This is a genomic window from Sphingomonas sp. PR090111-T3T-6A, assembly GCF_000383095.1.
Taxonomy (GTDB): Bacteria; Pseudomonadota; Alphaproteobacteria; order Sphingomonadales; family Sphingomonadaceae; genus Solisphingomonas.
Genome location: NZ_AORL01000015.1, coordinates 38,038 through 58,489 on the forward strand (window position 1 = coordinate 38,038; position 20,452 = coordinate 58,489).

The following is a 20,452-nucleotide window of genomic DNA, read 5'->3' on the forward strand; positions in this document are numbered from 1 at the left end:
ACCTGCGCTGTAAGGGAGGGCGTCTGTGCGCAAGGGTATCATTCTGGCCGGGGGCTCGGGCACGCGGCTCTATCCGCTGACCAGGGCTGTCTCGAAGCAGCTCATGCCGGTCTACGACAAGCCGATGATCTATTATCCGCTGTCGACGCTGATGCTGGCGGACATCCGGGAAATCCTCATCATCACCACGCCCGGCGACGAGGCGGCGTTCCGTGCTCTGCTCGGCAGCGGCGAGGAATGGGGGATGCGCTTCGAATATGCCGTCCAGCCCGAGCCGGAGGGCCTCGCGCAGGCCTATCATATCGGCGAGACATTCGTGGACGGCGGCCCCTCCGCGCTGATCCTCGGCGACAATATCTTCCACGGCCACGGCCTGCCCGAGATGCTCCACAAGGCCTCCGCGCGCGACAGCGGGGCGACGGTGTTCGGCTATTATGTCAACGATCCGACCGCTTACGGCGTGGTGTCGTTCGACAAGGACGGCCGCGCCGAGACCATCGAGGAGAAGCCCGCCCAGCCGCGCTCGCGCTATGCAGTGACGGGGCTCTATTTCTACGACGGCCGCGCGTCGGAATATGCCCGTGCGCTGAAACCCTCGCCGCGCGGCGAGCTGGAGATCACCGACCTCAACCGCCGCTATCTGGAGGAGGGGACGCTCTCCGTCGAGATCATGGGGCGCGGCTTCGCGTGGCTCGATACCGGCACGCACGCCTCGCTGATCGACGCCGCCCATTTCGTGCGCGTGACCGAGGAGCGGCAGGGCCTCAAGGTCTGCTGCCCCGAGGAGATTGCGTGGCGCACCGGCCTGATCGACGATGCCCAGCTCGAACGCCTCGCGGTGCCGCTGCGCAAGAGCGGCTATGGCGCCTATCTCCTCGACCTCCTCGAACGAAGGACGGACCTGGCATGAAAGTCCTGCCCGTCGGCATCGACGGCCCGCTCATCATCGAACCGCAGGTGTTCGGCGACGAGCGCGGCTTCTTCATGGAAAGCTGGAACGCGGCGCGCTTCGCCGAGGCGGGGTTGGACCTCCATTTTGTGCAGGACAATCACAGCCGCTCGCGCAAGGGCGTGCTGCGCGGCCTGCACTTCCAGAACCCCCGTCCGCAGGGCAAGCTGGTGCGCGTCACCTCGGGCCGCGCGTGGGACGTGGCGGTGGATATCCGGCGCGGCTCGCCGACCTTCGGGCGCTGGGCGGGCGTGGAGCTGTCGGCGGCGAACAAGCGGATGTTCTGGGTGCCGGAGGGCTTCGCGCACGGCTTCCTGAGCCTCGAGGACGACACCGACTTCCTCTACAAATGCACCGCGCCTTATGATGCCTCCGCCGAGCACAGTCTTGCGTGGAACGACCCGGCGGTGGCGATCGAATGGCCACTCGAAGGGATCGAGCCGGTCATCTCGGCCAAGGATCAGGCGGGCCTGCCGCTCGATCGCATCGAGGCCTTTGCGTGAAGGCGCTGATCACCGGCGGCAACGGCCAGCTTGGCCATGCGCTACGGGGGTGCGTGCCTGGAGGCGTCACGGTCATCGATCGCGACGTCGAGCATCTCGACATCACGGATCGGGCGGCGGTGCGCGTCGCGCTGGAGGAGGTGCGGCCGGACGTACTGTTCAACTGTGCCGCCTACACCGCCGTGGACCGCGCCGAGAGCGAGGAGGAGGCCGCCCATCGGGTGAACGCCACTGCCGTCGGCATCCTTGCGGAAGAGGCGCGGGCGGTGGGCGCGCGGCTCGTCCATGTCTCGACCGACTTCGTGTTCGACGGCACGGCTAGCCGCCCTTATGCGCCGGATGCGCAGCCGAACCCGCTCTCTGTCTACGGCCGCACCAAGCTGGAAGGCGAGCGCCTTGCCGGCGAGGGAGCGCTGATCGTGCGGACGGCGTGGGTCTATGGCCCGGTGGGCCATAATTTCGTGCGGACCATGCTCCGCCTCATGGGCACGCTCCCGGAGGTGCGCGTCGTCGCCGACCAGATCGGCACGCCGACCTATGCGCCCGGCCTGGCCGCCGCGCTCTGGACGCTGGCGGGGCAGGGCGCGTGCGGCATCCATCATTACACCGACGCGGGCGTGGCGAGCTGGTACGACTTCGCGGTGGCGATCCAGGAGGAGGCGCTGGCGCTCGGGCTTTTGCCGACCGCCGTGCCCATCGTCCCCATCGCCACCGCCGACTTCCCGACGCCGGCGACGCGTCCTGCCTATTCCGTGCTCGACAAGCGCGACACCTATGCGGCGCTGGGCGGTCCCGCGCCGCACTGGCGCGTCCAGCTCCGCACGATGCTGAAAGAGATCCAGGCCCATGGCTAAGCTGCTCGTCACCGGAGGCGCTGGGTTCATCGGCGCCAATTTCGTCCGCTACTGGCAGGAGAAGGCACCGGGCGGGGAGATCGTCGTCCTCGACGCGCTGACCTATGCCGGCAATCGCGAGAATATCGCCGACGTACCGGGCGCCGAGCTGGTGGTCGGCGACATCCGCGACACCGATCTCGTGACGAAGCTCCTCGACGAGCGGGGCATCGACACGATCGTCCACTTCGCGGCGGAGAGCCATGTCGACCGCTCGATCTCCGGGCCAGATGCGTTCATCGACACCAATGTGCTCGGCACGCACAGCCTGCTGAAGGCGGCGCGTGCCGTGTGGCTCGACAAGGGGACGGGGCGTCCGCACCGTTTCCACAATGTCTCGACCGACGAGGTCTACGGCTCGCTCGGGCCGGACGATGCGGCGTTCAGCGAGACGACGCCTTATGCGCCCAACTCACCCTATTCGGCGTCCAAGGCCTCGGCGGACCATCTGGTGCGGGCCTATCACCACACCTTCGGGCTCGACGTCACGACCAGCAATTGCTCGAACAATTACGGGCCGTACCAATTCCCCGAAAAGCTGATCCCGCTGTTCATGATCAACGCGCTGAACGGCCGGAACCTGCCGATCTACGGCGACGGCATGAACGTGCGCGACTGGCTGCATGTCGAGGATCATTGCCGGGGCATCGACCTCGCGCTCAGCAACGGCAAGCCGGGCGAGACCTACAATATCGGCGGCGGGCAGGAACTGCCCAACATCGAGGTGGTCCGTCGCATCTGCGCCCATGTGGATGCGGCCTTCGCGGCCGATCCCTCGCTGGCGGAGCGTTTCCCGGACGCGCCCGCCGCGCAGGGCCGCTCGACGACCGAGCTGATGACCTATGTCGAGGACCGCAAGGGCCACGATCGCCGCTATGCCATCGACGAGCGCAAGGCGCGCGACGAGCTGCGCTACGAGCCGGGCTACGACTTCGAGGGCGGCCTCGACATGACGCTCGCCTGGTATCTCGCCAATCCCGGCTGGTGGCAGCCGCTGATCGAGCGGGCGAAGCTCGGCGCCGCCTGATTACAGGTGGGTGGTGGCGCTGGTGAAGTCCGACGCCGAAAGCGATGAGCTGGTGAAGCCGTCCAGCTTGATGCCGGCGGTGATCACCGTGCTGATGCCCATGTCGTTGTAGAACAGGAAGGTGTCCGAGCCGACCTGAAGCGCGACCGCGTCGGACAGGTTCGCGGCGGCGGTCATCAGCGTCTGGGCATAGGCCTCGGCGCTGGTCGCATCGGCAAAGGCCTGCGCCGCATGGAGGACGGTGGAGATGGTGTGGCCGACGTTGATCTTGTCGCTGCCGCCGGCGAAGTCCCTGATCTCGTCCCAATAGCCGTTCATCTTCGTCGAGGCGTCGCCGGACGAAAAGACGAACAGGTCCGGTCCGCCGCCGCCGATGAAGATGTCGACGCCGGTGCCGGCGATGAGCACATCGTTGCCGAGATCGCCTTCCAGAATATTGTCGCCGCTGCCGACCGTGATGAGGTCGTCCCCCTGGCCGCCGAGGATGATGTTGTTGCCGTTGCCGGCCTGGATCACGTCGTTGCCGAGATTGCCGTTGATATGGTCGGAGCCGTTGCCGGCCGTGATGCGGTCGTTTCCCGCGCCGCCATAGAGCCGGTCGTCGCCGTCCGAACTGATGATCGTGTCGTTGCCGGCATTGCCGTTCACATAGTTGGTGCCGCCGCCCGTGTAGATGATGTCCGCCCCATCCGTGCTGCCCTGCGTGGTGGTGGAGGCGTTGCCGTAGATATGGTCGTTGCCCGCCCCGCCATAGAGCGTGTCGGCGCCCGCGCCGCCCATCAGAACGTCGCTGTTGTCGTTGGCATGGATGATGTCGTTGCCGGGGCCGGTGATGGCGGTGTCGATCCGCGTGTCATAGGCGATGGCGATGTTGTTCACGAGGCCGGCCGCGCTACTGAACGTCCCCTGCACCAGGCTGACGGTCGAGGCGGCGCTGAAGCCCGACAGGTCGAGCGTGTTGCCGACGCCGCCGTCCCACAGGGTGACAATGGGGCGGGTGTTCACCGTGAAGTCGAAGAACTGGGCGGTGTCGCCTGCGATGTTGGTGTGGAAACCGAACACCTGCCCGCCGTGGCTGAGCGGCGAATCCACCGGCGCGCCGTAGACGCGCTGGATGGCGAGGATGTCGAGCGGCATCCATGTCGTCGAGACATTGGCATAATAGCCGCCGTTGCTGGACTGCGACGATCCCCAGACGAAGCCGCCGCTCGGCGTGGAGGGGACGGTCTGGACCGCCAATGAGCCGCTGTCGACATAAGACATGATCGACCAGGCGCGGGAGTCGTACTGGGTGAGCTGCGGGGTGGTGCTCGTGTCGCCGTCATTATAGGGGCCGGCATGGCCGAGGCCGAGGGCATGGCCTTCCTCATGCAGCAGCACCTGCCACGGATAGCCGCCATAGTTGGAGAAGGTCGATCCGAGCGGACCGAACCCCGCGACGCTGGTGTCGATCGTGATGTTGGCAGTGTCGGCGCGGCCCAGCGACGCCGAGCCGATCGCTCCCGGATACAGATCGTTGATGCCGCCTTCCGCGGTGCCGTCCGAGCCGCGCGAGAGGGTGATGTCCGCTGATGCCGAGTTCGATACCTGCACGAAGGTGATGTTGGCGACGTCCGACCAGAGGTGCATCGTGGCGATGAACGCGTTCTGCTCCGTCGTCGTCCAGTGCGCGGCCGGGTCGAACATATAGGTGATCGTGGCGCCCGTGCCCGCGGCCGGCGTGCCCCACTTCGCCTCGTAGCTGGTGGTGCCGTAGGTCGCCGGGGAGTTCCGGTTCCATGTATCGAAGCTGGTGGCGGCTATCCGACCCGTGTCGGTGATGCCGGTGATATAGGTGAGTTCGGTGTTCTGATCTGCGTTGATCGCTGCCATCGCGCGGGCTCACTCTGCCTGTCACCGGCCAGCCGCAGGGAAACCTGGACCGCCTTGTTTTCATAGCGATCCAGCCGTTGAGAAGATCTTAGCGTAGCGTTGAGCCGTGCAGGAAACGCGCCCTGACAATAGGCGGAGGAGCGGCCGGCGCGCGCCCCTCCGACTAAAGTTTAACGCGAGATCGCGCGGGCCGTCACGAACGGCGAGAAGAGGTTGTTGATGATGCCGATCAGCTTGGACGGCTGGTTCGAGGCGGCATTGGCGAAGTAGAGCACGTCCTTGTCGCGCATCTCCAGCCGCTGGGCGAGCAGGTAGCTCGCGGGGTTCAGCATGTTGAGGCGATAGACCTTGGGCGCACCGACATCGGCAGAATCGGGGATCCCGTCATAGCGGAACAGATAGATGGCCGACGCGTCCGCCGAGGCATCGTTGGGGCCGCCCGAGCGCGCGATCGCCTCGGCAAGCGACACGGCGCCCGTCTCGAACGACACCTGCGAGGCCTTCTCGGTCGCGCCGAACACGGTGTAGCTGCGCGGGCGGCGGATCAGTTCGATGCGGTCACCGGGGACCAGCACCAGATCGTCGGCCGATCCTGCGCGGATGAAGCCCAGCCGCTCGTCGACGACGCGGTCGCCGCGCGAGAAGCGGATGACGGTGTCTTCCGACGAGTTCTTGCTGCCGCCGGCCTGCGCGATGGCGTCGAGCAGGCGGATGTGCGTCAGGTCCAGTTCGAAACGGCCGGGCTTGCCCACCTCGCCGCTGACGAAAGCGGCGTTGCTGACATTCTCCTTCACCGTGACCATCGCCTGCGGGTTCTGGGACTTCTGCGACAGCGCACGGTCGATCATCTGCTCGATCTCGTGCGGCGTCTTGCCCGCCACCTCGAGCCGGCCGGCATAGGGCAGGTTGATCGTGCCGTCCGCCGCGACAGTGAGGTCGGGGAAGAGCTGCGGGTGGGCGGAGGGGTCGAAACCCTCGCCGAGCGAACGCGAGGAGAAGAGCGAGACGCCGACTTCGAAGATGCCGATGCCGAGCACGTCGCCGGGCCCGACCGCATCGACGGGGCGATCCTCGGCAAGCTGCGCGAGGGTGGGCACCTTGCTGGAAAGCTGGAGGTCCTCGGCGCGCAGCGCCTCGACCATCTGCGGCGTGATGTCGACGATCTCGAACTTCAGCGGCGGCTGGCTATGCTCCGCGCCCTTGCGGACCTGATGCGCCGTGGGGCCGTTGGTGGGAAGCGTGGCGCATCCCCCCAGTGCCACCGTCGAAGCCAGCAGCATGCCAAGGCCCGTCCGAGCCGTCACAACATTCTTCATGGAAAGCCCAATTCCCTTACGCGACCATTGCCCCGCTCCGGGCCAGAACATGGCCACAGTTGCGCTCCGCTTAACCAGAAAAGCCGTTCCGCGCCAGCGTCTGTTGAGGCAGCTCAGAGCCCGCGGAGCTGGAGCCGGTGATGAACGTCGCAGGCTTCCTCGATCGTGTCGTACATGACGAGCGCGCCGCCATAGAGCACGGCCCCGCGCCGGGTGTAGGCGCGCAGCGTGTTGGGGTCGTGCGAGGTCATGACGAGCGAGGCATTGTCGCGCCGCGCCATCAGCGCCTCTTCCGAACGCGCACGGAAGCGTTCGTCGCCCGCGCCGGTGACCTCGTCGATCAGATAGCAGTCGAACTCGATCGCCAGCGACACGCCGAAGGCGAGGCGCGCGGCCATGCCGGCGGAATAGGTGCTCACCGGCTGATAGAGATACTGGCCGAGCTGCGCGAAATCATCGACGAAGGCGAGCAGTTCCTGCTCGGGCCGGTTGTAGATGCGCGAGATGAAGCGCGCATTGTCGGCACCGGTCAGGCTGCTCTGGAACGCGCTGGTGTAGCCGAGCGGCCAGCTCGTCGTCATGCTGCGCGTCACCTTGCCGCTGGTCGGCCGCTCCACGCCTGCGAGCAGGCGGAGCAGCGTCGACTTGCCGGCGCCGTTCGCGCCGCAGATGCCGATCGATTCGCCCTTGTGGATCTCGAAGTCGAGATTGCTGAAGACGATCTTGTCGCTTTTCCCCAGATGGTAATGTTTCGATACGTTCTGGAGCCTGATCATCGTTCGTCCTGGGTGTGCACGCGCGCCGGGCCTCAGCCGGGCCGGACGGCGTTTACAGCGCTTTGGCCCGGATCGGTAGATGGCATTCAATCCCGCCCGGAGTCCGCCCGCAAAGCCGGAATTGCACTTCGCCGGAGGCCCGTGTAGGCGACAGACCATAGCACGATCTTCTTGGAACACAGGCTTTTGACTCTGTCGCGTATCGCCATCGGTGGCCCTGGCTTGGCTCATCCGGATCGAGTCGGCCGCGCGGGTTCGCGGCGGGCGCGCCGCGCGACGCGGGCCGCGAAATGAGCCCTCCGATCGCAAAGGGGCGCCGCCGCGCGCCCGCCGACGGCCCGTTCGCCCGTATGCTGGCGGCCGCTTCCAAGCCGGTGCGGCTGTGGATCGGCCGGCCGCATGTGCGCCGCGCCGACACGTTCCGCTCCCAGTCCGAATGGATCGAGGCCGTGATCGGCTATCGCCGGGGGCTGGAATGGCTGCCGTGGCGTGAGGATCTGAAGATCCAGATCGGCAACTGCCTCAAGGAATATGGCGATTATCGCGGCGCGGTGAAGGCGTACAGCTCGGTGCGCGGCAGCCAGCATCGGCCCGAGGCGATGAAGCAGATCGCTCACGCCAACCGCCTCGCGGGCACCACCATCCTGCCCTATGCGATGGCCGAGGGCCCCGGCGAGCTGATCGGCGACGAGGATGACACGCCTCTGCCCGCGCTCACCGCGCGGCTGCTGCCCAACCGCCTGAAGCTGGAGAGCGAGGGGGAGCGCAACTGGCTGGGCGCGCTCGGGCGCACCGATCATCGCGCGGTGCGCGCGCGGGGCAACGTCCATCCCTCGGTCGTGCTCGATCAGGTGGGCGCATTGTCCATGGATCGGGACGGCGTGCAGGAGCCGCTGCTGGCCGGCGTCGTCGCGATCCGGGCGCGGATCGTCTCGCCCGTGCCGCTGGAGACGGTGGAGATCCACCTCGACGATGGCGCCGCCAAGCAATGCATCGCCACCGTGCCGGTCACGCCCGTGGAGCGTGGCGGCGCGAAGCTGCGCCTCCATGTCCTCAACGCCTGGATCGACAGCGCGAAGCTGCCGCGCGGCCGCCATTGGCTGAGCGTGGAAGCGGGGCGGTGGGTTCCCTCGCACGGGCTGTTCGTCAACGTGATCGAGGTGGGCGAACTCGGCACCGATCTCGCTTCGTCCAACAGCTTCGTGCCGTCCCCCACGGACGGGCAGGCCCCGGATACGGCCGTCGTCTCGGCGCCGGCCGAGCTGCGCCCCGCCGCGCGTTCGCTCTTCGATCGGCCGATCCGCAGCATCCTCGCGGTGCGCGTCGATCAGCTTGGCGACGTGTCGGCCTCGCTGCCCGCCGTGGCGCGGCTGCGCGAGCTGTTCCCGGAGGCGCGCGTCACCATGCTCGTCCAGCCGGGCGTGCGCGCGGTGATCGAGGCCTCGGGCCTGGCCGAGGAGGTCGTGACCGTCGCGCTTCCCTACAATGCCGAGACGGAGCGCCGCCATCTGCCCGTCGAGGAGGAGGAGCGGCTCCGCGCCCATTTCGACGAGGCGCATTTCGATCTTGCGATCGACCTCTGCCCCGGCGACGAAACGCGCCCGCTGCTGCTGCTCAGCAGCGCGACCTATCTGGTGGGCTTCAACTCGGATCGCTTCACCTATCTCGACTTCGGCATCGGCCTGCGCTCGCGCGACAAGGTGAACCAGCTCGAAAAGCTCTCCCACGCGGCCACCGTGCTGACGCTGGTGGAGGCGCTCGCCGTCGCCGTGACGCCAAGGCGTCCGCCCGTCATCCGCGTCGCGAGCGGGGATGCGGTGCTGGCCGGGCAGGGGCTTTCGCCGCGAGGATATGTCGTGCTGCACACCGGCGCGCGCCATGCGATCAACCGCTGGCCCGGCGAGCATTATCTCGCGCTCGCCGAGCGGATCGTTGCCGGGACGGCGCACGACGTCGCGATCTTCTGGGACGATCCCGCCGATCCCTCGCGCCCGGCCGCGGTGGCCAGCGAGCGCATCCACTTCCTCCACGGGCTCGATGCCGGCGCCTTCGACGCCATCCTGGCGAATGCGCGCCTGATGGTAGGCAATGATTCCGGGCCGAAGCATCTCGCCGCCACGCGCGGGGTGCCGACGGTCAGCGTCCATGTCGACCGCCTCAACTGGAACGAGTGGGGGCAGGACAGCGAGGGCGTGATCGTCTCCAAGCGGATGCCGTGCACCGGCTGCGGCCTGAACGATCTCCAGCTCTGCGGGCGCGACGCGGTGTGTGTGCGCTCGATCGGGGTGGACGAAGTGTATGAAGCCGCGCGCCCCTATCTGTGAGGCGTGCGCAGCGTGAGGGGACAGGCGTGAACGAGTTGGGCCAGGCAAAGGGTTGGGCGCGCGAGTGGCTGCTGGACGCCGCTCTGCCGCTCTGGTGGCAATCGGGCGCCGACCGGGAATATGGCGGCTTCCATGACCGGCTGGACCAGCAGGCCCGCCCCGTCGACAGCCCCAAGCGGTTGCGCGTGCAGGCGCGGCAGGCCTTCGTCTATGCCGAGGCCGGAAAGCTGGGCTGGGACGGCCCGTGGCGTGATGCTGTGATGCACGGGCTCGATTTCATGCAGGCCGCCTACGCCCGTGAGGATGGGCTGTTCCGCTCGGCTGTGACGCGTGACGGCGCACCGCATGTCGAGACGCCGGACCTCTACGATCAGGCTTTCGTGCTGTTCGGCTGGGCGTCGGCCTATGCGGCGCTGGGACGTCCGGCGATGCTGCTGGAGCGCGCCGAGGCGCTGCTCGACACGCTGGAGACGCTGTGGGCGCACCTCGAGCGCGGCTTCGAGGAGGCGAACCCACGTCGCCTGCCGCTGCGCTCCAACCCGCATATGCACATGCTGGAGGCGCTGCTGGCGTGGGTCGAGGCGGGCGGCGGGCCGCGCTTCGAGCGGCAGGCGCGGGCGATCGTCGGGCTCGCGCTCGAACGGCTGATCGATCCGGCGACGGGCGCGGTCGGCGAATATTATGATGGCGACTGGCGTTTCGCGCCCGGCCCCGACGGCGGCCTGCGCGAGCCGGGGCACCAGTTCGAATGGGCCTTCCTCCTGCACCGCGCGGGCAGAGCGCTGGGCGGCGAGCATCGCGAGGCCTCCGAGCGTCTGTACCGCTTTGGCGAGCGTCACGGCATCCATGGCGGCCGCGCCATCTTCTCGGTGGACGCGGCGGGCGGCGTGGTCGACGGCTCGGCGCGCCTCTGGGCGCAGACCGAGCGGCTGCGCACCATGCTCACCTTTGCAGACGAGATGCCGGCGGGCGAGGGCGAGGCCGCCGCGCTCGAAAGCCTCGCGACGCTGCGCCGCTATCTCGACGTGCCGGTCAAGGGCCTGTGGCGCGACCGGATCGATGCCGACGGCACGCTCATCGACGAGCCCGCGCCGGCTTCCTCCTTCTACCACATCATGACCGGCTTCCTGCCGCTGCTCGACCCCGTTCGGAGCCCCGCATGACCGACCTGCCCGACTTCACGACGATCCGCATCCTGTGCGTGGGCGACGTGATGCTGGACCGTTTCGTCGAGGGGAGCGTCCAGCGTATCTCGCCCGAGAGCCCGGTGCCGATCGTGCTCCGCAAGGCGACCGAGAGCGTGCCCGGCGGCGCCGCGAACGTCGGGCGGAACGTGTCGGCGCTCGGCGGGCGCTGCACGCTGATCGGGGCTGTGGGCGACGATCCGGTGGGGGCGGAGCTGCGCGCGCTGCTCTCCGAATGCGGGCGGATCGATCCGGTGCTGGTGGTCGATGCGGCGCGGCCGTCGATCGAGAAGGTGCGTTTCGTGGCGCAGGGGCAGCATCTGCTCCGCGTTGATCATGAGGAGCCCGGTGACATCGCCGACGCCGCCGCGCGTGAGATCGTCGCCGAGGTCGAGAAGCGGATCGGCGAGCATCAGGTCGTCGTGCTCTCCGATTATGCCAAGGGCGTGCTGACCGACGCGCTCATCGCCGAGGTGATCTCTGTGGCGCGCAAGGCGGGCGTGCCGGTGGTGGTCGATCCCAAGTCGGCGCGGCTGGCGCGCTATGCAGGGGCGAGCGTCGTCACCCCCAACGCCAAGGAAGCCGGCGACGCCACCGGCATCGCCATCCACGAGGACGAGGACGCCGAGCGTGCCGGCGCGAAAGCGCTGGCGGATGCCGATATCGACGCGATGCTCATCACGCGCGCGGGCCGGGGCATGTCGCTGATCGGCCGCGACGGCGCGGTGGCGCATCTCCCGGCGAGCGCGCGCGAGGTGTTCGACGTGGTCGGCGCAGGCGACACGGTGGTGGCGACGCTGGCTCTGTGTCTCGGCGGCGGCATGGCCGTGGCCGACGCGGCGCGGATCGCCAATGCGGCGGCGGGGCTGGTCGTCGGCAAGCATGGCACGGCGACGGTCTCCTGCTCCGAGTTGGAGGATGAGCTGGTCCGCCTCAGCCGCGCGGGGATGGTTTCCTCGCAGCTCAAGGTGGTCTCGCAGGCGCACGCCGCGCGGTTGCGCGCGCAGTGGGAGCGCGAGGGGCTGACCGTCGGCTTCACCAATGGCTGCTTCGACATCCTCCATGTCGGCCACATCCAGATCCTGGAGTTCGCGCGCTCGCAGTGCGACCGGCTGATCGTCGCGGTGAACGACGATGCCTCGGTGAGCCGGCTCAAGGGGCCGACGCGGCCGATCAACCATGAGGCGGACCGCGCGCAGATTCTCGGCGCCTTCGGCTTCGTCGACGCGGTGACGATGTTCGCCGAGGACACACCCTACGAACTCATCAAGGCGCTCCAGCCCGACGTGCTGGTGAAGGGTTCGGACTACACGATCGAGCAGGTCGTCGGCCATGACATCGTGCAGGCGCGCGGCGGCAAGGTCGTGACCTTCGATCTGGTGCCGGGGCGCTCGACCAGCAGCATCATCGCCCGCGCGCAGGCTCCGGCGGAGTGAGCGGCCGCCCGGCCGTCCTGCTCGACCGGGACGGCACGATCATCGTCGAGCGCGACTATCTGAGCGATCCGGCGCTGGTCGAACTGGAGACGGGCGCGGTGGAAGGGCTGCGCGCGCTGGCGGAGGCAGGCTTCGTGCTGGCGGTGCTGACCAACCAGTCGGGCATCGGGCGCGGCTATTTCGATTTGATGGCGGCGAAGGCGGTCAACGCCCGCGTGGCGGAATTGCTGGCGGCGGAGGGGATCGTCATCGCCGGCTGGTATCTCTGTCCCCACGCGCCGGATGAGGAGTGCGATTGCCGCAAGCCGCGCCCCGGCATGGCGAGACAGGCGGCCGAAGAACTGGGGCTCGATCTCGCCCGGAGCTGGGTGATCGGGGACAAAAGCTCCGATGTGGGGCTGGCGGATGCGGTGGGCGCGCGGTCGATTCTCGTCACGACCGGCCATGGCCGGAAGGACGAGGCGGCGATGCGCGCGCAGGGCGTGCCCGTCTGCGCGACGCTCGTGGAGGCGGCGGGGCTGATCCTGGCCTAGCCTGGCCGGGTGGTGGCCATGACGTGCGCGTACATGGCCTCCAGACGACGCAGATAAGGTTCGGGCGCGAAGCGTTCGGCTTGCCGTGGGCCGTCTTCCGAGAGGCGGCGGCGGAGCGTTTCATCGCTGTCGAGCGCCCGCATCCCCTCGGCGATCGCCGCCACGTCGAGCGGATTGACCAGCACCGCCGTGTCGCCCGCCACCTCGGGGAGCGAGCCGGCCGTCGAGGTCAGCACGGGAGCGCCCAGTTGCAGCGCTTCCAGCACCGGCAGCCCGAACCCCTCGTAGAGCGACGGGAACAGCACCGCCCGCGCCGAGCGGATCAGCCGCAGCAGCTCGGCGCGGGGCAGGAAGTCGATCTGGACGATCCGCTCGCCCGCCGGGCCGTCGAGCGTGCCATGGGCGGGGAGGCGCGCCAGCTCCACCTCGCTCTGCCATGCGCGCGGGCCGACGATGACGAGCGGCGTCCCGGTCCTGAGCGAGCGATAGGCCTCGATCAGCCGGCCGACATTCTTCTTGGGCTCGATCGCGCCGAAGAACAGGAAATAGCCGCCGGGCCTGAGCCCCGGAAGCGGTCCGCCGAACGGCTCCTCCGAAGCCTCCACCACAGGCGGCAGCGACGTCTGATAGGTGTTGGTGACATGGTCCGATCGCGTGTGGAGCAACTCCACGATGTCGTGCTTGCTCGCCTCCGAGACGGTGCAGACATGCGCGGCCTCGTCGACGCAGCGCTGCACCAGACGGCGATAGTTGGGCTTCATGTCGAGCGTGGTGTGCGGCAGCACCAGCGGCACCAGATCATGCAGCGTATAGATGTTGCGCGCGCCCTTGAGCGTGATCGGCACCGGATAGGTCCAGTGCATGATCTCGGGCGGGTTCTCCATCTCCAGCGTGACGAAGCGGCCGTGGAGCTTGAAATGCCGGTTGGCGACCATGAACAGGTCGGCCACGCTCGTCAGGCGGGAGAAGGCGGGGAGGCGCTGCGGGAAATCGGCCCGCGCGATCAGGCCGCCCAGCGGTACGTCGAAAGCGCGCGCCTTGAGCGCCGGGGCTGCGGCCTTCAGCATCAGCCGGGCGGCGTCGCGGCGGTTGAGCGGCTTGGGATGGTGGCGGCGGAGCGCTTCGACGAAGCGGGTCTCCCGTGTCGCTGGCGAGCGGCCGACGGAGAGCCCGAACACGCCTTCGACGCCGTGCCCGGCCTCCAGCAGCGTGTCGGCGAGCGCACGGCTGTAAGTCGCGACACCGGTGCCCCGGTGCATCGCGAGATTATAGCCGTCGATGCCGATCCTGAGCCTGTCCAACACGCGTCCCCTGGCGATATTCGATCGGTTAGGCAGCTTTGCGTGGCCCCGCAAGGGCGCGGCTGGACAGGGTTTCCGCGCGCTGGCAAAGCCCCCGCATGGCCTTCGCGCTCAAGACCCACAAAAGCGCCGGTATCCGCGTCACCTGGTTTGTCCAACGCCTGATCGTCCGGGGCAACCGCGCCCGTGAGGCCGGCCAATGGCGCGAGGCCGCCGATGCTTATCGCGAGGCGCTGTCCCGTGATGGCGCGCTGTCCCATATCTGGGTGCAGCTCGGCCATATGCTCAGCGAGCTGGGCGAGGAGGGCGAAGCGGAGGCGGCCTATAGGGCGGCGTCCGACAGTCGGGCGGACTGGGCGGAACCGCTCCTGATCCTCGGCCGCAACGCCCGGCAGCGAGCTGGGCTGGAAGAGGCCGTGCGTCTTCTGGCGCGGGCGGCGCTGGCCGAGCCTGCGCGCAATGAAGCCGTGATCGAGCTGGCGGATATGTTGGCGCGCGCGCCGGGCGGGGAGCTTCATGCCGTTCTGCGCGAGATGCTCCACGTCGAGCCACCGGCGGAGACGGCGGTCGCCCTCGACATTTCCGATCTGATCGATCGCTGGCTGCATGACGATGCTCCCGACGACGCTGTGCGGGCGCAGCTCGCCCTGCTGCGGGAAACGGGAACCGGCGTTAGCCTCTGTTGCCTGACGGTGGACCGCAACGACTGGGTGGAGGTGCCGCCCGGGACGCGGCGCGCGCTGCTCGGATGGGAGGGGACGGCGGACGCGGCCGAGCGGATGGATGCGCGACTGAGGCTGATGGCCGCGCAGCCTGTCACCTTCCCGCCCGGCGGCGTGCTGATCGGACTCGGTGCGCCGATGCGGCTCGGGAATTATTTCCTGTCCATCCGGGCGATGCAGCGCCGGCTCGGCCTGTCCTATCGGATATGCCTGCCCGGACCGCTGCCGTCGGTCGGATGGCTTGCCAGGGCGGTGGACCATGCGTCGGGTTTCTTCGTCGGCTCGGATGCCGCGCGGGGGACGCTGCTCGCGCTCTGCAAGGCGTTGCAGCCGGAGAGGGTGAGGGGGACGTCGTTCGGCGCGGGCTGGGTGGCCGAAGTCGCCGATTTCGGGTGGAGCACGATCCGTGGCCCGGTGGCCGAGGCGCGTTTCGGGCAATGGTATGCGCTGGAGGATGCGGGCGAGGGTTTCCGTGCCGGGCAGGGCTGGCACGTCCCCGATGCGGATGGTTGCTGGACGCTCGCGGAAGGCGGCGAGCTGGCCGTCCGGCTGCCGAAGGGCGCCCGCACGCCGCGCCTCTATTTCCGGCTGCGAGGGCTGCCGCATAGCGACTGCGGCTATGTGCTCAAGATCGAGAACCTGCCGCGCATCGAGGGCATCGTCCGCGCGGGCGAGGACAAATGGATCGCGATGGACGTGCCGGTGGCGCGCGACGGCGTGCTGAGGCTCTTCCTGCGCGGCGCGCGGCAGGAGGGCGTCCCCGCCGATCTCGGCATGGGGCGCAGGCCTTATCCGGTGTCGCTCGGCGTGGCGGGGTTCTGCCTTGTCGAGAAAGGCGACCATGCGGCGCGCTGGTCGCTGCTGGAGGTGATCGGGCGGGCCGCCTAGGCGGGGATCAGCACCTCTTCCGCCAGAGCGAGCCGCCCCCGCCCGTCGGGGCCGTGGAAACCGATCCGCGACAGCAGCGCATGGACCGTCTGCCCATTCTGGTGCGCCGGGTCTCCCTCGGTGCGGAGGCGAAGCTCCACCACGGCATTTTCGCCGACAAGCGCATCGCATTCGAAGCGCTGGAGCCGTTCATCCAGCTCCACGGGCGTCGTCTCGCCCATGCCGGCGTCGAGGCTGATCCACATCGAAGCGGAGCCCGTCGCCCGGCGCAGCTCGACGATCAGGCGGAGCCGATCACCGGCGCGGCAATCCATTGCGAGGAAGCGCAGAGTGGCTTGCGGTGCGCTGGACCAGACGCCGTCCGCCGACGGGGCGTGCCAGCCTGCCGCTCGCGCCATGCGTGCCGTGCGCAGCGGACGCCCCGCGCCGGCGACCGCGGCGAGATCCTCGGCACCCACCACGGCCATCTCGCCCGCCGCCAGCCGGGCGTGAGCGTGCGGCCTCCGCGTGGCGGTATAGGCGGCGAGCCGCCGCGTCACGCCGAGCAGGTCCGCTGCGAACGCCTGCCATGAACGCGGGCGGAATCTTGCGCGGATGTCCTCTTCCCACGCGGAAAGCTCGGCCGGATCGTCGAGCAGCCGCGTCACCTGCGCCAACCCCGTCGAGACGTCGAGCGGATCGATGTAGCGGATCAGATCGCCGCCCACTTCGGGGATGGAGCTGGTCGCCGAGGCGATGCAGCCCTTGCCCAGCATCAGGCTCTCGCCCGGCGGCAGGCCCCAGCCTTCGATGAGGCTGGGGAAGATGGTGAAGCGGCTCGCGTGATAGAGGCTCGCGAGCATCGCGTTGGAGATTCCCGACAGGATGCGCACCTTGCCGCCGAGATGGCCGGTCCGTTCCAGATAATCGCGGAAATCCTCGGACTTGCGATCCCATTTGCCGACCAGCACCAGCGTCGGCACGGCCGTCCGCCCGGACCGGATCAGCGCGTCCCACAGCCGCGCGAGATAGAGATGGTTCTTGCGGCCCTCGATCGAGCAGACGCACAACACATAGCCGCCCGGATATCCCGCCCGCAGCGCCGCCTCCTGATCGGGGTCGGGCGGGGCCAGCGCCAGCTCGGTCGCGAGCGGGACGGCGACGACAGGCGTGTCGAGCGCCATCTGCTCGCGCAGAACATGGCGGACCTCGGCGGCGACGAAAGCCGAGTTGGTGGTGACGAAGCTCGCCACCTCCAGCATGTCGACCAGCGCGCGGCAGAACACCTCGCTGGCGGCCGGTTCGGCATAGCCCGCGTGGCTGACGGGAATGATGTCGTGGATGAAGACCGTCACGGCGACGCCTCGATCCCGGAGCGTCTTCAGCAGATCATAATCCGGGAAGATCCAGAAGGCGCCGACCACGAGGAAGATATCGCCCGCCGCCGGCTCCACCGGGACGAGCGAGGCGCGGATCGCTTCCAGCAGGGGGTCCAGCTCCGCGCGGGCGCCGTGACGCACCTCCACGGCATCGATCAGTTCGAGCACGAGGCTCATGTCGGTGGCGTAAAGCTCGCCCCGCTCGAAATCGGGCAGGACGGGGACGATCCGCCCTGCCTCCGCGACGCTGCCCTGCACGGCCTGCCGCAGCATGTTGCCGACCACGCGCTGGATGCCGCTCGGGACAGTGTTGCCGGCCAGATACTGCATCATGTCGGTGAGATCGGCGTAGACCGTGCCCTCGACGGGAGGAACGCCGGCGCGTGCGATCCTCTCCGCCGGATCGATTTCGGGCTGCCAGCCGAGCGCCCGGCAATGCGCGAAATCCTCGGCGCTGCGAGCCGGCGCGATGTGGCGAAGCGCCTCCGCCCGGCCCCGATAGGCGGCCACCAGATCGGGATGGAGCCCGATCGCCGTCGTGAAGGCCGCTTCGGCCCGCAGGAAATTCCCCTCCCGCATCCAGAGGCGGCCGAGTTCCACCCAGCCGAGCGGATCGCCGGGATCGCGCGCCAGAGCGGCCTCCTGCTCCTCGATGTCGGACAGCATGTACCAGGGGATGTCCGCGACGCGTGACATGGCCGGTCCTCAGCGACGCGGCGCGAGGAAGAGTTCCTCCGCAAACCCCGCGCGCAGCCCGTGGCGCTGGCGATGGGCCAGCCGGAAACCCGCGTCGGCGATCAGCTTGCCGGCGGCCGGGCGAGGCTCGTCCCCCGAAGCCTCGCGATTGAGGTTCAGCATCGCCCGCGCGCCCAGACCGGCCGCCTGCGTGAGGAAGCGGTGGGCCGTCTCGGCATCCGTCCCGGCGAGCGTGTCCTCGTTCACCACGATGTCGATCGAGCCGGGGGCGATCTCCCCGATCCGGTCGAGCGACAGCGGCGGGAGCGCGCCGGGCGTCTCCCCGAGCAGATAGGCCTGCACCGCGTTCATCTCGGGACGGTCGAGCAGGCGCCAGGCGTTGAGGCCCAGCCGCCGGGCATAGAAGGCCGTCCAGCCCGCGCCACCGCCCAGTTCCAGCACGCGATCGCCGCCGACCAGCGTCGTCCATTCCCGCAGCCGCCATGCGGTGTAGATCGCCTCCACCATGCGGAGATGGAGCACGATGCCGCGCCCCACCTCGATGCCCAGATAGCCGCCGACATGGGGGGCAGGCGTGAGATCGACGCCCAGATGCTCCTCGATCATTGCGAAGAGATCGGCCGGCTTGAGCAGCGCGTTCTGCCCCCAGCCGCCGACATCCGGGTCTTCGAGGGGCAGTGCGCCCACCATCTCGGCGAGCGAGACGAGCGCGTCATAGGTCTTCTGCGCGCGCTGGCGGCCGAAGACCGCATCGCGCGCGATGCGGAGATGCTGGCGCTTGCCGCCGAAGAAGCCCTGCGCCAGCTCCGCGCGGCCGAGCTGCGCCAGTTCCACCGCGACGCTCTCCTCATCGCCGGCTGCAAGGGCGGCGGCGAAGGCGGTCTGGAAGGAGGGCGGGACGGGGTGAACGCCGGCCGAGCGCCACGCCTCGATCGCCTTGTGGGCAAGGTCCGCTCGGGGAGCGGGGACGGGGCGCTCGATCAGGCGGCAGGGCCGCATCAGCGGATGCAGGAGCTGGGCCTGCCCGCGCGGGTCACCCGGAAGCATCTCGCTGGCCGCCATCGACGACGGGCTGCCGTCATAGAGCAGGACCGCGCGGATATGATCGACGATATTGCGCAGCCGGGTTTCGAAATTGTCCGCCTGTGCCCGCAGATGCTGCCGGATGAAGCGGGCGTGCATCGAATTGATGAAATCCATCGATTCGACGAGCGTGGCGCCGGCGACCTCCCGATCATGGCGGAGGATCTGGTGCAGCAGATCCTGATCGTTGCCGGCATCCAGCCACTCGCGGGCCTCTTCGAGCCGCTCGTCGCTCAACTGGGCGAAGGACTGCCACCAGCTCTCGACGAGCTGCCGCCCCTGCTCATGACCGAGGTTGATGAAGGCGACGCCGGCATTCACGTCCCAATGCTCGCCGGTGACGCCCGAGGTCGCGAAGATCGCGCCACGATCGCCCTTGTCCGCCAGATAGCGCGGCAGGTCGAAGTCGAGATCCTGGATATAGGCGTCGGCGTCCAGATAGATGGCCCAGCCGGTGAAGCCGCGATCCAGCAATTCCTTGTACTGCGCGATGCGGTTGTAGGTCGCCTGCCAGTTCCACGCGCCGCGCTTCAGGCCGACGAAGCTCTCATAGGCGAAGCCGTGGCGGCGGCAATATTCGGTGACGGTGATCGAGGTGACCGCCAGCATCGGCGCATAGCGGAAGGCGTCTGCCGTCTGGAGGAACAGCACCTCGGCATCGTGATGCGGCAAGGGGGTGAGGCGCTCGGCCCGATGCTTGGTAAGAATGGCGCAAAACTCCTGCCGGTCTCGCGGTGTATCGTAGATTTCTTCGATGTCGAAGGCGGTGAGGTGCAGATCGCGCAGCGTCTCGATGACGACGCGGAAGCTCGCGGGCGTGAACTGCCAGGCGTGGACGTCGATATAGCCGCCGTCGGCGTCGTCATGATCCTTGAGCGCGCGGCCGATGCGATCGGCGAAGTCCGCGTCTCGCTGAGGCCCATGGTCCCCGCGCCAGTGGCGGGCGGCGTCGTTGTGGGTGACGAGCGCGGCGTGTTCGATCACGCTCTTCAGGCTGTGGACCTGCCGGGCCTCGCGATAGGCGGCGAGGACGTCCGCGATCGAGCTTTCGGGCAGATAATGGTCGAAGCAGAAGCGCTTGTCCGGGATGATGAGATAATAGCGCCCGCCCTCGTCGAGCACGCGGGCCACCTGCTCCAGATGGCGCACGAGATCCGGCTGATGCTCGACCGAATGGCTGCTGATGACCGCGTCGAAACGGCGGTCGACCTGTTCGAGGCTGCCGACATAATGGATGACGGGCGGGCAGCCGGACGCATCCAGCTTGTGCTGGGCGGCGCGGCGGCGCAGGCCGTCGGCATCCAGCACGTCGAGATATTCGACGCTCTCGCCGGTGAGCAGCGGATTGCAGAAGGGGCCTATCTCAAGCACCGAGCCGTGCGTGCGGGCGATGTCGATGATGGCTTCCCGCTCCGCCAGCGGGGAGGCGACCAGCCCCTCGGCACGTCCAGTCTCCGCATAATGGAGGGAGGCTGCCGCGTCGGTTTCGAGCGCGAGGCCGGCGTGGCGCGCGCGATAATAGCCGGGGTCGAAGGCAGGGAAGGGGCGTTGGGCGGCCATGCCATCCCTATAGCGAAGCCGCGGGCGGAGA

General features: G+C 68.5%; 15 protein-coding genes. 9 read left to right on the plus strand and 6 right to left on the minus strand.

Annotation, left to right across the window (positions count from 1 at the left end; translation table 11 throughout):
- The first annotated feature begins 25 nt into the window (after nucleotides 1–25).
- From rfbA to rfbB, 4 genes are read left to right on the plus strand one after another with little or no spacing between them, the layout of a single operon-like run.
- Complete coding sequence (gene rfbA, locus ST3T6A_RS0107455; RefSeq protein WP_019832288.1) at nucleotides 26–910, plus strand: glucose-1-phosphate thymidylyltransferase RfbA; 885 nt, start codon at nucleotides 26–28, stop codon at nucleotides 908–910.
- On the plus strand, nucleotides 907–1,452 hold the full coding sequence (rfbC, locus tag ST3T6A_RS0107460; RefSeq protein WP_019832289.1) for a dTDP-4-dehydrorhamnose 3,5-epimerase: 546 nt from the start codon (nucleotides 907–909) through the stop codon (nucleotides 1,450–1,452). The genes rfbA and rfbC overlap by 4 nt, the downstream gene beginning before the upstream one ends.
- The gene (rfbD, locus tag ST3T6A_RS0107465; protein ID WP_019832290.1) at nucleotides 1,449–2,306 is read left to right on the plus strand and encodes a dTDP-4-dehydrorhamnose reductase; all 858 of its coding nucleotides are present in this window, start codon (nucleotides 1,449–1,451) and stop codon (nucleotides 2,304–2,306) included. Before rfbC ends, rfbD begins: the two co-directional genes overlap by 4 nt.
- Nucleotides 2,299–3,372 carry a dTDP-glucose 4,6-dehydratase gene (gene rfbB, locus ST3T6A_RS0107470; RefSeq protein WP_019832291.1) on the plus strand — a complete coding sequence of 358 codons (1,074 nt, stop codon included), beginning with the start codon at nucleotides 2,299–2,301 and terminating at the stop codon, nucleotides 3,370–3,372. The genes rfbD and rfbB overlap by 8 nt, the downstream gene beginning before the upstream one ends.
- Here the strand turns inward: rfbB and ST3T6A_RS0107475 are convergent, their stop codons facing one another.
- The 3 genes from ST3T6A_RS0107475 to ST3T6A_RS0107485 all read right to left on the minus strand — a co-directional run bounded on the left by ST3T6A_RS0107475 (nucleotide 3,373) and on the right by ST3T6A_RS0107485 (nucleotide 7,336).
- On the minus strand, nucleotides 3,373–5,244 hold the full coding sequence (locus ST3T6A_RS0107475; protein WP_019832292.1) for a M10 family metallopeptidase C-terminal domain-containing protein: 1,872 nt from the start codon (nucleotides 5,242–5,244) through the stop codon (nucleotides 3,373–3,375).
- Between the two features lie 170 nt (nucleotides 5,245–5,414).
- Nucleotides 5,415–6,524: a polysaccharide biosynthesis/export family protein gene (locus ST3T6A_RS0107480; RefSeq protein WP_157602566.1), complete on the minus strand. Its 1,110-nt coding sequence runs from the start codon at nucleotides 6,522–6,524 to the stop codon at nucleotides 5,415–5,417.
- A gap of 149 nt (nucleotides 6,525–6,673) precedes the next feature.
- Nucleotides 6,674–7,336: an ABC transporter ATP-binding protein gene (locus ST3T6A_RS0107485; protein ID WP_019832294.1), complete on the minus strand. Its 663-nt coding sequence runs from the start codon at nucleotides 7,334–7,336 to the stop codon at nucleotides 6,674–6,676.
- Between the two features lie 290 nt (nucleotides 7,337–7,626).
- Between ST3T6A_RS0107485 and ST3T6A_RS0107490 the strand changes: the two genes are divergently transcribed.
- From ST3T6A_RS0107490 to ST3T6A_RS0107505, 4 genes are read left to right on the plus strand one after another with little or no spacing between them, the layout of a single operon-like run.
- Nucleotides 7,627–9,660, plus strand: a complete 2,034-nt coding sequence (locus ST3T6A_RS0107490) for a glycosyltransferase family 9 protein (RefSeq protein ID WP_019832295.1) — start codon at nucleotides 7,627–7,629, stop codon at nucleotides 9,658–9,660.
- Between the two features lie 26 nt (nucleotides 9,661–9,686).
- Entirely contained in the window at nucleotides 9,687–10,823 is a 1,137-nt protein-coding gene (locus ST3T6A_RS19580) for an AGE family epimerase/isomerase (protein ID WP_157602569.1), read from the plus strand.
- Complete coding sequence (gene rfaE1, locus ST3T6A_RS0107500; RefSeq protein WP_019832297.1) at nucleotides 10,820–12,280, plus strand: D-glycero-beta-D-manno-heptose-7-phosphate kinase; 1,461 nt, start codon at nucleotides 10,820–10,822, stop codon at nucleotides 12,278–12,280. Before ST3T6A_RS19580 ends, rfaE1 begins: the two co-directional genes overlap by 4 nt.
- Nucleotides 12,277–12,813, plus strand: coding sequence for a D-glycero-alpha-D-manno-heptose-1,7-bisphosphate 7-phosphatase (locus tag ST3T6A_RS0107505; RefSeq protein ID WP_019832298.1), 537 nt, complete (start codon nucleotides 12,277–12,279; stop codon nucleotides 12,811–12,813). Before rfaE1 ends, ST3T6A_RS0107505 begins: the two co-directional genes overlap by 4 nt.
- Here the strand turns inward: ST3T6A_RS0107505 and ST3T6A_RS0107510 are convergent.
- A complete protein-coding gene (locus ST3T6A_RS0107510) occupies nucleotides 12,810–14,114 on the minus strand; it encodes a glycosyltransferase family 4 protein (RefSeq protein ID WP_019832299.1) in 1,305 nt (434 codons plus the stop codon). The genes ST3T6A_RS0107505 and ST3T6A_RS0107510 overlap by 4 nt on opposite strands.
- A gap of 98 nt (nucleotides 14,115–14,212) precedes the next feature.
- On the opposite strand from ST3T6A_RS0107510, the gene ST3T6A_RS0107515 reads away from it, so the two are divergent.
- Nucleotides 14,213–15,724, plus strand: a complete 1,512-nt coding sequence (locus tag ST3T6A_RS0107515; protein ID WP_026359518.1) for a hypothetical protein — start codon at nucleotides 14,213–14,215, stop codon at nucleotides 15,722–15,724.
- Here the strand turns inward: ST3T6A_RS0107515 and ST3T6A_RS0107520 are convergent.
- Nucleotides 15,721–17,778 (minus strand): glycosyltransferase family 4 protein, encoded by a 2,058-nt coding sequence (locus ST3T6A_RS0107520; RefSeq protein ID WP_019832300.1) that lies wholly within the window; start codon nucleotides 17,776–17,778, stop codon nucleotides 15,721–15,723. The genes ST3T6A_RS0107515 and ST3T6A_RS0107520 overlap by 4 nt on opposite strands.
- 9 nt (nucleotides 17,779–17,787) lie before the next feature.
- Nucleotides 17,788–20,421, minus strand: a complete 2,634-nt coding sequence (locus ST3T6A_RS20790) for a class I SAM-dependent methyltransferase (RefSeq protein WP_019832301.1) — start codon at nucleotides 20,419–20,421, stop codon at nucleotides 17,788–17,790.
- Between the last annotated feature and the right edge of the window lie 31 nt (nucleotides 20,422–20,452).

Excerpts from the sequence above, each read along its gene's own strand:
- rfbC (WP_019832289.1), top strand. The coding sequence starts at position 907 with ATGAAAGTCCTGCCCGTCGGCATCGACGGCCCGCTCATCATCGAACCG.
- rfbB (WP_019832291.1), top strand. The coding sequence starts at position 2,299 with ATGGCTAAGCTGCTCGTCACCGGAGGCGCTGGGTTCATCGGCGCCAAT.
- ST3T6A_RS0107475 (WP_019832292.1), bottom strand. The coding sequence starts at position 5,244 with ATGGCAGCGATCAACGCAGATCAGAACACCGAACTCACCTATATCACC.
- ST3T6A_RS0107480 (WP_157602566.1), bottom strand. The coding sequence starts at position 6,524 with ATGCTGCTGGCTTCGACGGTGGCACTGGGGGGATGCGCCACGCTTCCC.
- ST3T6A_RS0107485 (WP_019832294.1), bottom strand. The coding sequence starts at position 7,336 with ATGATCAGGCTCCAGAACGTATCGAAACATTACCATCTGGGGAAAAGC.
- ST3T6A_RS0107490 (WP_019832295.1), top strand. The coding sequence starts at position 7,627 with ATGAGCCCTCCGATCGCAAAGGGGCGCCGCCGCGCGCCCGCCGACGGC.
- rfaE1 (WP_019832297.1), top strand. The coding sequence starts at position 10,820 with ATGACCGACCTGCCCGACTTCACGACGATCCGCATCCTGTGCGTGGGC.
- ST3T6A_RS0107515 (WP_026359518.1), top strand. The coding sequence starts at position 14,213 with ATGGCCTTCGCGCTCAAGACCCACAAAAGCGCCGGTATCCGCGTCACC.
- ST3T6A_RS0107520 (WP_019832300.1), bottom strand. The coding sequence starts at position 17,778 with ATGTCACGCGTCGCGGACATCCCCTGGTACATGCTGTCCGACATCGAG.
- ST3T6A_RS20790 (WP_019832301.1), bottom strand. The coding sequence starts at position 20,421 with ATGGCCGCCCAACGCCCCTTCCCTGCCTTCGACCCCGGCTATTATCGC.